This window comes from Klebsiella sp. BIGb0138 (assembly GCF_004342285.1).
Lineage (GTDB): Bacteria > Pseudomonadota > Gammaproteobacteria > Enterobacterales > Enterobacteriaceae > Klebsiella.
In genome coordinates, this window is sequence record NZ_SMCV01000002.1 from 239,846 (window position 1) to 253,902 (window position 14,057).

General features: G+C 57.8%; 15 protein-coding genes. 9 read left to right on the top strand and 6 right to left on the bottom strand.

Annotated features, from left to right (window positions below; genetic code table 11):
• Positions 1-1,029, bottom strand: coding sequence for a LysR family transcriptional regulator (locus tag EDF73_RS05590; RefSeq protein ID WP_207896615.1), 1,029 nt, complete (start codon positions 1,027-1,029; stop codon positions 1-3).
• Between the two features lie 16 nt (positions 1,030-1,045).
• On the opposite strand from EDF73_RS05590, the gene EDF73_RS05595 reads away from it, so the two are divergent.
• The gene (locus tag EDF73_RS05595; RefSeq protein WP_132726883.1) at positions 1,046-2,260 is read left to right on the top strand and encodes an MFS transporter; all 1,215 of its coding nucleotides are present in this window, start codon (positions 1,046-1,048) and stop codon (positions 2,258-2,260) included.
• A 52-nt stretch (positions 2,261-2,312) separates the two neighbouring features.
• Here the strand turns inward: EDF73_RS05595 and murJ are convergent, their stop codons facing one another.
• The 4 genes from murJ to rimJ form a co-directional block, all read right to left on the bottom strand.
• Entirely contained in the window at positions 2,313-3,848 is a 1,536-nt protein-coding gene (gene murJ, locus EDF73_RS05600; RefSeq protein ID WP_132726886.1) for a murein biosynthesis integral membrane protein MurJ, read from the bottom strand.
• Between the two features lie 112 nt (positions 3,849-3,960).
• Positions 3,961-4,884: a Gfo/Idh/MocA family oxidoreductase gene (locus EDF73_RS05605; protein ID WP_132726889.1), complete on the bottom strand. Its 924-nt coding sequence runs from the start codon at positions 4,882-4,884 to the stop codon at positions 3,961-3,963.
• Positions 4,885-4,886: 2 nt separating this feature from the next.
• Positions 4,887-5,534, bottom strand: a complete 648-nt coding sequence (locus EDF73_RS05610; protein WP_132726892.1) for a YceH family protein — start codon at positions 5,532-5,534, stop codon at positions 4,887-4,889.
• A 9-nt stretch (positions 5,535-5,543) separates the two neighbouring features.
• On the bottom strand, positions 5,544-6,128 hold the full coding sequence (gene rimJ, locus EDF73_RS05615; RefSeq protein ID WP_132726895.1) for a ribosomal protein S5-alanine N-acetyltransferase: 585 nt from the start codon (positions 6,126-6,128) through the stop codon (positions 5,544-5,546).
• A gap of 229 nt (positions 6,129-6,357) precedes the next feature.
• Between rimJ and mdtH the strand changes: the two genes are divergently transcribed.
• The 7 genes from mdtH to EDF73_RS05650 all read left to right on the top strand — a co-directional run bounded on the left by mdtH (position 6,358) and on the right by EDF73_RS05650 (position 11,818).
• Positions 6,358-7,566: a multidrug efflux MFS transporter MdtH gene (mdtH, locus tag EDF73_RS05620; RefSeq protein ID WP_132726898.1), complete on the top strand. Its 1,209-nt coding sequence runs from the start codon at positions 6,358-6,360 to the stop codon at positions 7,564-7,566.
• A gap of 114 nt (positions 7,567-7,680) precedes the next feature.
• The gene (locus tag EDF73_RS05625) at positions 7,681-8,241 is read left to right on the top strand and encodes a lipoprotein (RefSeq protein WP_132726900.1); all 561 of its coding nucleotides are present in this window, start codon (positions 7,681-7,683) and stop codon (positions 8,239-8,241) included.
• Positions 8,242-8,363: 122 nt separating this feature from the next.
• A complete protein-coding gene (gene pyrC, locus EDF73_RS05630; protein ID WP_132726903.1) occupies positions 8,364-9,410 on the top strand; it encodes a dihydroorotase in 1,047 nt (348 codons plus the stop codon).
• A gap of 72 nt (positions 9,411-9,482) precedes the next feature.
• The gene (gene dinI, locus EDF73_RS05635; protein WP_132726906.1) at positions 9,483-9,734 is read left to right on the top strand and encodes a DNA damage-inducible protein I; all 252 of its coding nucleotides are present in this window, start codon (positions 9,483-9,485) and stop codon (positions 9,732-9,734) included.
• A gap of 394 nt (positions 9,735-10,128) precedes the next feature.
• On the top strand, positions 10,129-10,383 hold the full coding sequence (gene bssS / locus EDF73_RS05640) for a biofilm formation regulator BssS (protein ID WP_132728101.1): 255 nt from the start codon (positions 10,129-10,131) through the stop codon (positions 10,381-10,383).
• 126 nt (positions 10,384-10,509) lie between these two features.
• Positions 10,510-11,628 (top strand): N-methyl-L-tryptophan oxidase, encoded by a 1,119-nt coding sequence (gene solA / locus EDF73_RS05645; protein WP_132726909.1) that lies wholly within the window; start codon positions 10,510-10,512, stop codon positions 11,626-11,628.
• Positions 11,629-11,704: 76 nt separating this feature from the next.
• Complete coding sequence (locus EDF73_RS05650) at positions 11,705-11,818, top strand: YceO family protein (RefSeq protein WP_004860490.1); 114 nt, start codon at positions 11,705-11,707, stop codon at positions 11,816-11,818.
• Here the strand turns inward: EDF73_RS05650 and EDF73_RS05655 are convergent.
• Complete coding sequence (locus EDF73_RS05655; RefSeq protein WP_132726912.1) at positions 11,804-12,868, bottom strand: rhodanese-related sulfurtransferase; 1,065 nt, start codon at positions 12,866-12,868, stop codon at positions 11,804-11,806. The two genes, EDF73_RS05650 and EDF73_RS05655, sit on opposite strands and share 15 nt — an antisense overlap.
• 210 nt (positions 12,869-13,078) lie before the next feature.
• Between EDF73_RS05655 and EDF73_RS05660 the strand changes: the two genes are divergently transcribed.
• Positions 13,079-13,999, top strand: a complete 921-nt coding sequence (locus tag EDF73_RS05660; protein ID WP_132726915.1) for a Kdo(2)-lipid IV(A) acyltransferase — start codon at positions 13,079-13,081, stop codon at positions 13,997-13,999.
• Positions 14,000-14,057 lie beyond the last annotated feature (58 nt).

A 14,057-nucleotide genomic window follows, 5' to 3' on the forward strand; every position in this document is an offset into this window, starting at 1 on the left:
TTATTCCCCTTCCGGCCGCTGCATCCCGGCCACCTGCGGCATCACCTCGCGCATCAGGTCGAGGAACTTTCGCAAACGGGTGGGATAATACCGCGCCCACGGATAGACCAGATGCACCGGCAGCGCAGATGCTCGCCACGATGGAAACAGCTCAATCAACCGCCCGGCGGCAATATCTTCCGCTACCGCCCAGCTTGATACGATAGCCACCCCCAGCCCCGCCAGCGCCGTATTGCGGGCCACATAAACGCTATCGGTGCTCAGGCACGGCACAATACCGAACGTTAATTCCCGGTTATCTTGCTGGCGTTGCAGCTTCACCTCATGCTGATAGAAGGTGCTGATCGCCACCCACGGCAGGCGTGACAGATCCTCGGGCATGGCTAACGCCGGGTAGCGCGAAAGCAATGCCGGCGCCGCCACCAGACTGCGCGGCACCTCGGCCAGCAGCACGGACACCGTCGCCGGATCGACCTCGGCGCCGACCCGAATAGCGCAATCGATATTGTCACTGAGGAAGTCGACGGTTTTGTCATTCAGCATCCACTCCACCGCCAGCTGCGGATAGCGCTGCAGGAAACTGACCAGCGGATCGAGCAGCTGCTGCTGGCCAAACGCGTGCGGGGCGCGCACCCGTAAGACGCCGACCGGACGGTCGTCGGCGATACTCAGATCGTCCTCCAGCGCCATCCACGCATCCACCACCTGGCGCGCGTGCTGATAGCAGCGCTCGCCGTCGTCGGTCAGTTTCATGGCATGGGTGGTGCGCAAAATTAACTTTGCGCCGAGCAATCTTTCCAGCGACTGCAGGCGTCGGCTCACCGTCGCCTGGGTGGTATTCAGCTGTAGCGCGGCGGCAGAAAGCGAACCGGCCTCAACGATTCGAATAAAGGTCCGCATCAGTTCAATACGATCTATACGCTCCTGCCTCTTCATTATCCTTGTCTCTATACGTATTACGTATAACCGTTTTACCACCGCGCTATCTACCGCGCCAGCCGTAATCGGGAAAGAATAGCGCCATCTCATCTTCGAGGACTGCATCATGACACCGACGCCTTTATCCACCCGCCAGGCCGGCTGGATTATTTTTATACTCGCTCTCGGCGCTGGCTTTAGCGTCGCCTCTATTTATTATGCCCAGCCCCTGCTGCCGCTGATGGGCGCCAACCTGCACCTCAGCGTGGAAGGGATGGGATTAGTCCCTACCCTGACCCAGGCAGGCTACGCGCTGGGCATCTTGTTTCTGCTGCCGCTTGGCGACCGCCACGATCGCCGGATGCTGATCTTACTGAAAAGCGCGGCGCTGGCAGTCCTGCTGCTGCTGTGTAGCCTGACCGGACAGCTCACTTCGCTGCTGGTTGTCAGCCTGCTGATCGGCATGGCGGCAACCATGGCGCAGGATATCGTGCCGGCGGCGGCGATTCTGGCGCCGGCGGGAAAACAAGGGAAAATGGTCGGGACGGTGATGACCGGGCTGCTGCTGGGAATTCTGCTCTCCAGAACGGTCAGCGGCCTCGTCGGCGCGCTGTTCGGCTGGCGGGTGATGTATCAGGCGGCGGCGGTCAGTATTGCGTTAATTGGCCTGCTGATGTGGCGCATCCTGCCTCGCTTTGAAATTCATTCAACGTTAAGCTACCCGCAGCTGATGAAATCCATGGCGCAGCTCTGGAAACGCTACCCTGCGCTGCGCCGGGCGGCGCTGGCGCAGGGCTTTTTATCCATTGCCTTCAGCGCCTTCTGGTCAACGCTGGCGGTGATGCTGCTCGCCCACTATCAGATGGGCAGCGCCGTTGCCGGTGGATTCGGTATCGCCGGCGCGGCCGGCGCGCTGGCAGCGCCGCTGGCCGGCGGGCTGGCCGACAAATACGGCGCCGGAAAAGTTACCCAGTTAGGTGCGGCGCTGGTGACGGTCTCCTTCGCTCTGATGTTGCTGATGCCAGCCCTGCCGCCGCACGGCCAGCTGATCCTGATTGGCCTCTCGGCCATCGGCTTCGATCTTGGTCTGCAGTCCAGCCTGGTGGCCCATCAGAACCTGGTATATGGCCTGGAGCCCCAGGCCCGCGGCCGCCTGAACGCGCTGCTGTTCACCGGGGTATTTATCGGAATGTCGCTCGGTTCCGTGCTCGGCAGCAGGCTGTATGTTGCGGCCGGCTGGAACGGCGTGGTGATCCTGGCCGTGGTTGCCGGCGCCATCGCCCTTGCGATTCGCCTGCGGGAAAGCGCGCGCCTGCAGTCTGCCCAGCGCGCAACCCGATAAAAAACCCGCTCCGCAGAGCGGAACGGGTCTCTTTCAGTCCGGCGTCCCGTCCTCAGACGGTACGTCGGGCGAACTCTTTCACCCGGAAGCCCAGCAGCAGCAGAGTGGCGAAATAGGCCACGACCCCTACGCCCACGACCGCCATCAGCCGCACAAGGCGGAACAGCATGGTGCCTTGCGACCATTCCGGCATGATATACATCATGCCCAGCAGCGCAGCAGACATCACCAGCACCGCGATCACCAGACGCAGCAGGAACGAGAACCAGCCGGGCTGCGGGGTAAAGATTTTTTGCTTACGCAGCTGCCAGTACAGTAAACCGGCGTTGAGACAGGCCGCCAGACCGATGGACAGCGACAGGCCGGCATGTTTGAGCGGACCGATAAAGATCAGGTTCATCACCTGGGTCATAATCAGGGTAATGATAGCGATTTTAACCGGCGTTTTAATGTCCTGACGCGAGTAGAAACCCGGCGCCAGCACCTTCACTACGATCAGCCCCATCAGCCCGACCGAGTAAGCCACCAGCGCCCGCTGGGTCATGGCGGCATCGAAGGCGCTGAACTTCCCGTACTGGAACAGGGCGACGGTCAGCGGTTTGGCGAGGATCCCCAGCGCCACCGCGCTCGGCAACGCCAGCAGAAAGCACAGGCGCAGACCCCAGTCCATCAGGCGGCAATATTCGTCATGGTTACCGCTGGCGAAGCTTTTGGACAGCGAGGGCAGCAGAATCGTCCCCAGCGCCACCCCCAGCACGCCGGACGGAAACTCCATCAGGCGATCCGCGTAGTACATCCACGATACCGAACCAGAAACCAGAAATGAGGCGAAGATAGTGTTGATGATCAAGGAGATCTGGCTGACGGAAACGCCGAGGATCGCCGGCCCCATCTGTTTGACCACCCGCATCGCGCCGGCATCTTTCAGGTTGATGCGCGGCAGCACCAGCATGCCGATTTTTTTCAGATGCGGCAACTGATAGGCCAGCTGGAGCACGCCGCCGACGGTAACGGCCCACGCCATCGCCAGCATCGGCGGATGAAAGTACGGCGCGGCAAACAGCGCAAAGCCGATCATACTGACGTTGAGGAAGGTCGGCGCGAAGGCGGGAACGGAAAAACGGTTCCAGGTATTGAGAATTGCCCCGGCCAACGATGCCAGAGAAATCAGCAGAATATAAGGAAAAGTGATCCGCAGGAGCTGGGTGGTCAGCGTAAATTTATCCGGGCTATCGACGAACCCTGGAGCGGTCACGGTGATAACCCAGGGCGCTGCCAGCATCCCGAGGACCGTGACAACCGCCAGAACCAGCGTCAGCAGACCCGAGACATAGGCCACGAAGACGCGGGTCGCATCCTCGCCCTGCTTACTTTTATATTCGGCAAGAATCGGCACGAAGGCCTGCGAGAAGGCGCCTTCGGCGAAAATGCGTCGCAGCAAATTCGGTAATTTGAAAGCCACGAAAAAGGCATCCGTCGTCATCCCGGCACCAAAAATGCGGGCAACGATAGCATCACGCGCAAACCCCAGAACGCGTGAAAACATGGTCATCGAACTGACAGCCGCCAGTGATTTTAATAGGTTCATTAACGTGTTATTCCACAACCCTGAAGTAAAACGCCCGCGATAGCGGGCGCTGGAAAGTGGCGATAGTCTACCGGGTTCGTAATGAATTACTACTCCCAGATGTTACAACGAATTATTCACTGATGGCCTCGCGCCACAGTTTATCAACGATGCGCTGGGCCAGCAGCGCCTGTTCGCCAGCCGTTTCGGGAACCGTCTGATTTTGCACGCATTCAATAAAATGACGCGCGCAGCCGACAAACCCTCGTTGCTCCAGCGTGGTTTGCCAGCCGGGCACCGGCCGCTGTACCACGCCCTGACCGCGCTCTTCCTGCCACTCACGCATATCCCGGACCTCATACAGCCCGCCGTCGGTAACCGCCTGCACCCATTCGCGCTGACTACCGGCGCGGCGGTGCATACTGGTGGTGATCTCCAGCTGCGGGGTGCTGAAATGATGTTCAGCATAGAGCATCTCCCCCTGGGCGGTGGTCTGCAGCGTCCCGCCGCTCAGGCGGGCTTTTCCTCCCGCCAGCCACAGGGCGGTATCCACCACGTGCAGATAATCATCCAGCAGGGTAAAGCGCAGATCGTGGCCCACGCTGTCGCTGCGGTGTTTATCCATGCGTAGTGACGCGGCACGCTCCAGCTGCGCTTTGAGCTCGCGGTACAGCGGGGCAAAGCGGCGGTTGAAGCCCACCATCAGCGTCAGCTTGCGCCGGGCCGCCAGCTCGACTAACGACTCCGCCTCATTGAGTTTGTCGGCCAGCGGTTTATCGACGCAGACATGCACGCCGGCGTTCAGCAAGCGGCTGACCACCTCAAAATGCGAGGCCGTCGAAGTGTGTACAAAGACCGCATCACACTGTGCCGCCAGCCGATCCAGCGACCCGGCATAGGGGATACGCCAGGTGTCGCAGATCCGTAGCGCCTTCTCTTTACCCGGCGACCAGGCCGCCTGCAGCGTCCAGCCGTCCGCCGCCCCCAGCACCGGCAGCCAGGCCTTCTGGGCGATCCCCCCCAGCCCTACCACTCCCACGCGTAATGTCGCCGTCACGGTTAATCTCCCAGGTGAGCCAGCAGTGAATCCAGCCGCGTTTTAAGCTCCGCCACTTCATCTTCCAGCGCCTCAACACGGCTCTGAAGGTCATCGGTAGGCGGCGACACGGCCTCAACGGCGGTGATAAGCGAATCCATATCGTCGCAGAACAGATGCATATAGCGGGACTCGCGTTTCCCCGGCTCGCGCGGCAGGCGGGCGACGAACGGGCCGTCATCACGGCTGGCCAGCGTGTCGAGCACGTTCTCGACTTCAGCCATATCGCTAAATTCATGCATTCGCTGGGCGCGGCTGCGCAGCTCGCCCGGCGTCTGCGCGCCGCGCAGCAGCAGCGTGGCGACCACCGCCACCTCCGCCGGGGTCAGCTTCAGATCGCCGAACTCGGAATTACAAAAGCGCTGCTCGTATTTGGTGACCCGGTTGCCAAACCCGCTGACCGTGCGCAGATAATGGCGTTTGACCAGCGTGTCGAGAACCTCCTGAACATCGCTTTCGCTCAGCGACATTACCGGTTCACGGTTGGTTTTCTGATTACAGGCGGTGACCACCGCATTAACCGACAATGGGTACTGTTCCGGCGTGGTGATCTGCTTTTCCAGCAAACAGCCAATGACCCGCGCTTCATGTGCGGTTAACTGATATTTCATGCTTTCTCCTTAGCGACCCGGAGTCCAGTCCGCTGTCGTCAACGCCGTCAGTACATGGTCGCGCCACTGCCCATCGATCAGCAGATAATCTTTGGCGTAACCCTCTTTTTCAAAACCAAGACGCGCCAGTAAATCGCCGCTACGCTGATTATGCGGCATGTAGTTGGCCATTATGCGATGGATATGCTGCGTGCGCTGCATATAACGAATCGCTGCGGTCAGCGCTTCAAACATCAGTCCCTGCCCCTGCCACTTCTCGCCGATGGAATAGCCGAGATAGCAGGCATGAAACGACCCGCGTACCACGTTAGAAAAATTCGCCACGCCGATAATCTCTTTCTCTTCCGGGTCGAGCAGCGCAAAATAGAACGCCGAGCCCTGCTTGTGAAACTCCGAAATCATCGACAAACGCGCCTGCCAGCCGGAGGGGTAGCAGTGGCTGTCGTCGCGCACCGGCTCCCAGGGTTTTAAGAACCCTTTATTCTCCGCGTAATAATCGGCCAGACGCCAGGCGTCACGATCGTAAACCAGCCGAACCACCAGCCTGTCCGTCGTCAAACGCACCTTGGGTACGTTACTGCGATAGCCAAACATTCCCTTCTCCTGTTCCCCTGACTTATCACCCTGCTCCTTTCACTATACCTGTCCTGAACGGTTGTGTGAAAACAGCAACATACCATTTTCTGCACCATCTCCCCTTTTCGATGAATAGACTCTATCGATCTTGCATTTTGATAAAAAAATATTATCGCAAGGAAGCTGGGAAAGTCAGTGCCTTCCCCGCACACTATCCGGGCAACTCTTTCTTTTCCCTGGAGGGGAAATGTCCCGCGTATCGCAGGCAAGGAACCTGGGTAAATATTTCCTGTTAGTCGACAACATGCTGGTCGTCCTCGGCTTCTTTGTTGTCTTTCCGCTGATCTCCATTCGTTTTGTCGACCAGATGGGCTGGGCGGCGCTGATGGTCGGGATTGCCCTCGGCTTGCGTCAACTGGTCCAGCAGGGGTTGGGCATTTTTGGTGGCGCGGTGGCCGATCGCTTTGGCGCCAAGCCGATGATCGTCACCGGGATGTTAATGCGCGCGGGCGGTTTCGCGGCGATGGCCGTCGCGCATGAGCCCTGGGTACTGTGGCTCTCATGTATTCTCTCAGGACTCGGCGGTACGTTATTCGATCCGCCACGCGCGGCGCTGGTGGTTAAACTGGTGCGTCCGCATCAGCGCGGGCGCTTCTTTTCCATCCTGATGATGCAGGACAGCGCCGGGGCGGTTATCGGCGCGCTGCTCGGCAGCTGGCTGCTGCAATATGACTTCCGCCTTGTCTGCTGCGTGGGGGCGGCGCTGTTCGTCGCCTGCGCCGCCTTCAACGCCTGGTATCTCCCGGCGTGGAAACTGTCAACGGTGAAGACGCCGGTCCGTGAGGGATTGGGCCGGGTGCTGCGCGACAGGCGCTTTGTCACCTACGTGCTGACGCTCACCGGCTATTATATGCTGGCGGTTCAGGTGATGCTGATGCTGCCGATTATGGTCAACGACATCGCCGGCTCCCCCAGCGCGGTGAAATGGATGTATGCCATCGAAGCGACCCTCTCGCTCACCCTGCTGTATCCCATCGCGCGCTGGAGCGAACAGCGCTTTCGTCTGGAGCACCGGCTGATGGCCGGCCTGCTGGTCATGACCTTAGCCATGCTGCCCATTGGCTTAACCAGCAATTTACAGCAGCTCTTTACGCTGATTTGTCTCTTCTACATGGGTTCTATCATTGCCGAACCGGCCCGTGAAACCCTTGGCGCATCGCTGGCCGATGCCCGTGCCCGCGGCAGCTACATGGGGTTTAGCCGCCTGGGGTTGGCCTTTGGCGGGGCGTTTGGCTACGCCGGCGGCGGCTGGTTGTTCGACGCCGGTAAAGCGGTGAACCAGCCGGAGCTGCCGTGGTTGATGCTGAGCATTATCGGCCTGATCACCTTTATCGCCCTGTGGTGGCAATTTAGTCAGAAGCGATCGACCTCCGGGATGCTCGAATCGCGTACCTGACTTTACCTTCGGGGTCAGACGCATTTTCAGCATTTTCCGCTGGTACGCCCAACGCTGGCAGGCCATGCTGCTTTATGTCAGGATGAGCCCATGGCATGACCGTTAAGGAACCCAATGAAAAAGATGTTTATCGTGGCCGCGCTGATCGTCAGCGGCCTGTTGAGCGGCTGTAACCAGCTAACGCAATATTCCGTTAGCGAGCAGGAAATTAACCAGGCGCTGCAGAAACGTAACCACTTCGCCAAGGACATCGGCCTGCCGGGCGTAGCGGATGCACATATTGAGTTACACAATCTGACCAGCGCTATTGGCCGGGAAGAGCCGAACAAGGTGACGCTGAGCGGCATCGCCAATCTGGATCTGAACTCGTTATTCGGCAACCAGAAGGCCACCATTGATCTGAAGCTCAAGGCGCTGCCGGTGTTTAATAAAGAGAAAGGCGCCATCTTCCTGCAGGAGATGGAAGTGGTCGATGCGAAAGTGGCGCCTGAAAAGCTGCAGTCCGTCGTGCAGACGCTGATCCCGTATCTGAATCAGTCCCTGCGCAGCTACTTCAACCAGCAGCCGGCCTACGTGCTGCGTGAAGATGCCAGCACCGGCGAGGCGCTGGCGAAAAAATATGCGAAAGGTATTGAGGTGAAACCGGGAGAAATCATTATCCCGTTCACCAATTAAGAGCCCGGGCGCTGCGGCGCCCGTTTTTTTACGGAAGTTGATGCAAAGGAAAACGTTTACGCTTATCCTTAGTGCCCGGCAAAAACAGCCCTGATGACTGACCCTATTAGCCGGAGCCTTCCATGACAGCACAATCCCAGGTATTGAAAATCCGCCGCCCTGACGACTGGCATATCCATCTGCGCGATGACGAGATGCTGAAAACCGTCGTCCCTTACACCAGTGAGTTCTATGGCCGGGCGATCGTGATGCCGAATCTGGTGCCACCTGTCACCACCGTTGACGCCGCCATCGCCTATCGCCAGCGTATCCTCGATGCCGTCCCCGCCGGGCATGACTTTACCCCGCTGATGACCTGCTACCTGACCGATACGCTCGATCCCGCGGAGCTGGAACGTGGATTCCAGGCCGGCGTATTCACGGCAGCAAAACTCTATCCCGCCAATGCCACCACCAACTCCAGCCACGGTGTCACCAGCGTTGATACCATTATGCCGGTGCTTGAGCGGATGGAAAAACTGGGGATGCCGCTGCTGGTTCACGGCGAAGTGACCCATGCGGATATCGATATCTTCGACCGCGAAGCGCGCTTTATTGAAACGGTGATGGAACCCCTGCGTCAGCGTTTACCGGGTCTGAAGGTGGTGTTTGAACATATCACTACCAAAGATGCCGCCGAGTACGTCCGTGACGGCAATGAGCTGCTGGCCGCGACCATTACCCCGCAGCACCTGATGTTCAACCGCAACCACATGCTGGTTGGCGGCGTACGTCCGCATCTCTATTGCCTGCCGATTCTGAAACGTAATATCCACCAGCAGGCGCTGCGTGAGCTGGTCGCCAGCGGCTTTACCCGCGCATTCCTTGGCACCGACTCCGCGCCGCACGCCCGTCATCGTAAAGAAGCCAGCTGCGGATGCGCCGGTTGCTTTAACGCCCCAACCGCGCTGGGCAGCTACGCCACGGTGTTTGAAGAGATGAATGCCCTGCAGCACTTCGAAGCATTCTGTTCGCTGAATGGCCCGCGCTTCTACGGCCTGCCGGTTAATGAGACCTTCGTTGAGCTGGTGCGGGAAGAGAGTACCGTGGCTGACAGCATCGCGCTGCCGGACGATACTCTGGTGCCGTTCCTCGCCGGCGAAACCCTGCGCTGGACCATGAAAAAATAAAAGCGTTGCCCCCTGTTGTAAACAGAGATTTGATACTGTATAAATAACCAGTATACTACACAGGGGGCCATCATGCGCATCGAAGTGTCTATCGCCAAATCCACAGCTTTACCCAGCGGCGCGTTAGAAGCGCTAAACACCGAACTCTCGCGGCGTATTGAACAACAGTTCCCGGCTAACCCAAGCCAGGTCACGGTGCGCTTTGCCAGCAGTAACAATTTGTCCGTCATTGGCGGCCTGAAAGAAGATAAAGACCGGATAAGCGAAATCCTGCAGGAAACCTGGGAAAGCGCTGATGACTGGTTTATCCATGACGTATCCTGACTCTTGCGGCCAGCCTGACAGCGCCCGCGCAGTTTTCACGCTGAGGTGACAGAAGTCAGCCGGGTGATTCTGCCAGGCGTGCAGGCCGTCGCAAGAGCGTCAGATACAGCAAATTCAATTTGCTCCCTCATTGTGCTTTTTTTGCCGGGTCGCCCCGGCTTTTTTATCCCTACCGCAGACTCAGACTTTTCTTTATTCTTCTGATTATTTCCTTAAAAAATAATGCCCCGCGGGACTAAATTTGCGCAAAAAAGCATCAGCCAGGGGAAGATCTGCCCCGCTGGATTTAATTTCTCGAGTTTATTCTTAACTCCTGATATAATTAACTTGCTTCAAAAAATATGCATTAAACCTCGAGAATTGTTGTCTTTTAACATATGAATAAGGGGTTATGATGGAAAAGAATAATGAAGTCATCCAGACCCATCCCCTCGTCGGATGGGACATCAGCACCGTTGATAGCTACGATGCCATGATGTTGCGCCTGCACTACCAAAACCCCACTCATGAAAGCAGTAACGAAGCTGAAATTGGCCAGACGCTATGGCTAACGACGGAAGTCGCACGTCAATTTATTTCTATTCTGGAAGCAGGTATTGCGAAGATAGAATCAGGTGAATACCAGGCAAATGAGTACCGCAGGCATTAAAAAATTATGCCGCTATCGATATACTCACACTAAACAGGCACCCGCGGGTGCCTGATTTATTTTCGGGCTTGTATAAGTGCAGGTTGTTAATTACCCTGCTAATAAAGCAAAAAACCGGAACATATCATGCAATACGATCTCATCATTATCGGTAGCGGTTCCACGGGCGCCGCCGCCGGCTATTATGCTCGCCGTGCCGGACTTAACGTCCTGATGACCGACGCCCACCGGCCTCCGCATCAGGAAGGCAGTCACCACGGCAACACGCGTCTTATCCGCCACGCCTATGGCGAGGGCGAAAAGTATGTCCCGCTGGTACTCCGCGCGCAGCAGCTGTGGGACGAGCTCGCCGTCACCAGCGGCGAGGCGGTCTTTGAACGTACCGGGGTGATTAACCTCGGCCCGGCAAATTCCCCTTTCCTCGCTAACGTCGCTCACAGCGCCCGCCAGTTTCAGCTCGATGTTGAAGAGATGGATGCTCCGGCCATTATGGCCCGCTGGCCGGAGATTCGCGTCCCGGAAGATTACCGCGGAATATTCGAACCGGCGTCCGGGGTATTGCGCAGCGAACTGGCCATCGAAACCTGGATTCGCCTCGCCCGCGAGGCAGGCTGCGCGCAGCTGTTTAACTGCCCGGTTACCGCCATTCACCACCACCCGGACGGCGTGACTATCGAAACCGCTGACGGCCACTACCGCGGCAAGAAGCTATTGGTCAGCGCCGGAACGTGGGTCACGCGTCTGCTTCCGGGCCTGCCGGTTCAGCCGGTACGTAAAATCTTTGCCTGGTTCCAGGCCGACGGCCGCTACAGTCGCAAAAACAACTTCCCGGCGTTTACCGGCGAACTGCCCAACGGCGATCAATACTATGGTTTTCCGGCAGAAGACAATGAACTGAAAATCGGTAAGCACAACGGCGGGCAGCTTATCTCCGCCCCTGAGGAGCGCACGCCGTTCGGCACAGTCGCCACGGACGGTTCCGAGTCGTTCAATTTCCTGCGCAACGTCCTGCCCGGTATCGGCGGCTGCCTGCACGGCGCTTCCTGTACTTACGACAACACGGTGGATGAGGACTTTATTATTGATACGCTGCCCGGCCACCCTGACACGCTGTTGATTAGCGGGCTAAGCGGCCATGGCTTTAAATTTGCGCCGGTGCTCGGCGAGATTGCCACCCAGTTTGCGCGCGGAGAGACGCCGGCATTTGACCTGGCCCCCTTCTCGCTGGCACGCTTTCAGCCGTAATCGCCCGCGTGGCGGGCCGCCAACCGACAGACAAAAAAACGGCCTCGATGGAGGCCGTTCATCACAGAGAGATTTTATGCGTCGCCTGTATGATTTACTGGTCAACAACGTCCGCGAGCACTTTATGATTTACCTCGCGCTGTGGCTGCTGCTGGCGATCGTCGATCTTATCTGGTTATGGTTTTTCTGATGTCGCAGGATCCGGGATCCCCAGCCGGGTGTTCAGCCGACCGCGTGACTTATTGAAGATCTTATTGCCATTTTCACGCCCGGCCCGCAGCTTACGCTGCTCTTCCTCGGGCAGCTTATGCTCTTCCATGCAGGCCTCGCTACAGCATCCGGCAAACTTTTCGGCGCAGCTCGGGCACTGAATAAACAGCAGATGGCAACCGTCATTCAGACAGTTGGTATGGCTATCGCACGGCGCGCCGCACTGATGGCAATGGGCAATCACATCCTCGGAGATGCGCTCTCCCATCCTTTCATCAAAGACAAAGTTCTTGCCGATAAAACGTACCGGCAGCCCCTGCTCACGCGCGCGACGGGCATATTCGATGATACCGCCTTCGATGTGCCAGACTTTGTTGAAGCCGTTATGCTTCATCCAGGCGCTGGCCTTCTCGCAGCGGATTCCCCCGGTGCAGTACATGACGATTTTTTTGTCTTTATGTTCCTGCATCATTTCGACGGCTTTCGGCAGCTGTTCGCGGAAGGTGTCCGCCGGGATTTCCAGCGCCTGCTCAAAGTGCCCCACTTCATATTCGTAGTGGTTACGCATGTCGATAAACACCGCGTCGGGGTCATCCAGCATGGCGTTGACTTCTGCCGCCTTCAGATAATCCCCGACGTCGGAAGCATCAAACGTCGGATCGTCGATCCCATCCGCCACGATGCGATCGCGGACTTTGAGGCGCAGCACCCAAAAGGATTTGCCATCGTCGTCCAGCGCGATGTTCAGGCGCAGGCCATCCAGCGCCGGATCGAAGGCGTACAGGAACTCGCGTAAAGCTTCGACCTTGCTTTGCGGGACGCTGATTTGCGCGTTGATACCTTCGCGGGCCAGATAGATGCGGCCAAAGACGTTTAGTTCGGTGAGCGCGAGCCACAGCGCATCGCGCGTCGCTTTCGGGTCCACAATGGTGAAATATTTATAAAAAGAGATCGTCGTACGCGGTTCGCTCTCGGCTAACATCTGCGCTTTTAACGTCTCATTTGAAATGCGGTTATGTAACACTGGCATGGTGTACCTGCTCGACATAGGAAATGAGTAAAATAAACGGCCGGCATCATATAGCAAACGGCGTTAATTTACATCCCCACATTTTGCGCTACATTTCACTCACCCACCTTCGCTACCGTTTAACAATAAATGCCACCTGGGACAGTCGTTTTGGCTGATGCACTAAAAAATGCGATAATAGAACAAGTTGCTTAATTGAACAGGTATAAGATGACCCATTTACCTAAATTCTCCGCGGCGTTATTACACCCGCGCTACTGGCTGCTTTGGCTAGGTATTGGCCTGCTGTGGCTGGTTGTTCAGCTTCCTTATCCGCTGATTTACCGCCTTGGCAAGGCGATTGGCCGCCTGGCGCTGCGCTTTATGCAACGTCGCGCCAAAATCGCGTATCGGAACCTGGAGCTCTGCTTTCCGGAGAAGAGCGAAGAGGAACGCCACCGGCTGGTGGTGCAGAACTTTGAATCCGTCGGGATGGGGTTAATGGAAACCGGGATGGCCTGGTTCTGGCCTACCAGCCGCATTGCGCGCTGGACTGATTCCATCGGCGTCGAGCATATTCGGGCGGTACAGGCGCAAAATCGCGGTATTCTGCTGATTGGCGTCCACTTTCTCACCCTCGAGATGGGGGCGCGAATGTTTGGTATCAACGAACCGGGCATTGGCGTCTACCGTCCGAATGATAATCCGGTCATCGACTGGCTGCAGACCTGGGGACGCTTACGTTCCAATAAGGACATGATCGACCGTAAAGACCTGAAGGGGATGATTCGGGCGCTGAAAAAAGGCGACGTGCTCTGGTACGCGCCGGACCACGACTACGGCCCCGGCGCCAGCGTATTTGTGCCTTTGTTCGCCGTCGAACAGGCAGCGACGACATCGGGGACCTGGATGCTGGCGAAAATGTCGAAAGCCTGTATTGTCCCCTTCGTCCCACGGCGTAAACCTGACGGCAAAGGCTATGAGCTGATTATTCTGCCGCCGGAGTGCGACCCGCCGCTGGATGATGCGGAAACGACCGCCGCCTGGATGAACAAAATCGTCGAGCAGTGCATTCTGATGGCGCCGGAACAATATATGTGGCTGCATCGCCGTTTTAAGACCCGGCCGCCGGGAGTCCCGTCGCGCTATTAACGCGCGATGGCTTTCACCACCTTCCCTCCGGCAACCCGATACCTGCCGGAGGCGCAGA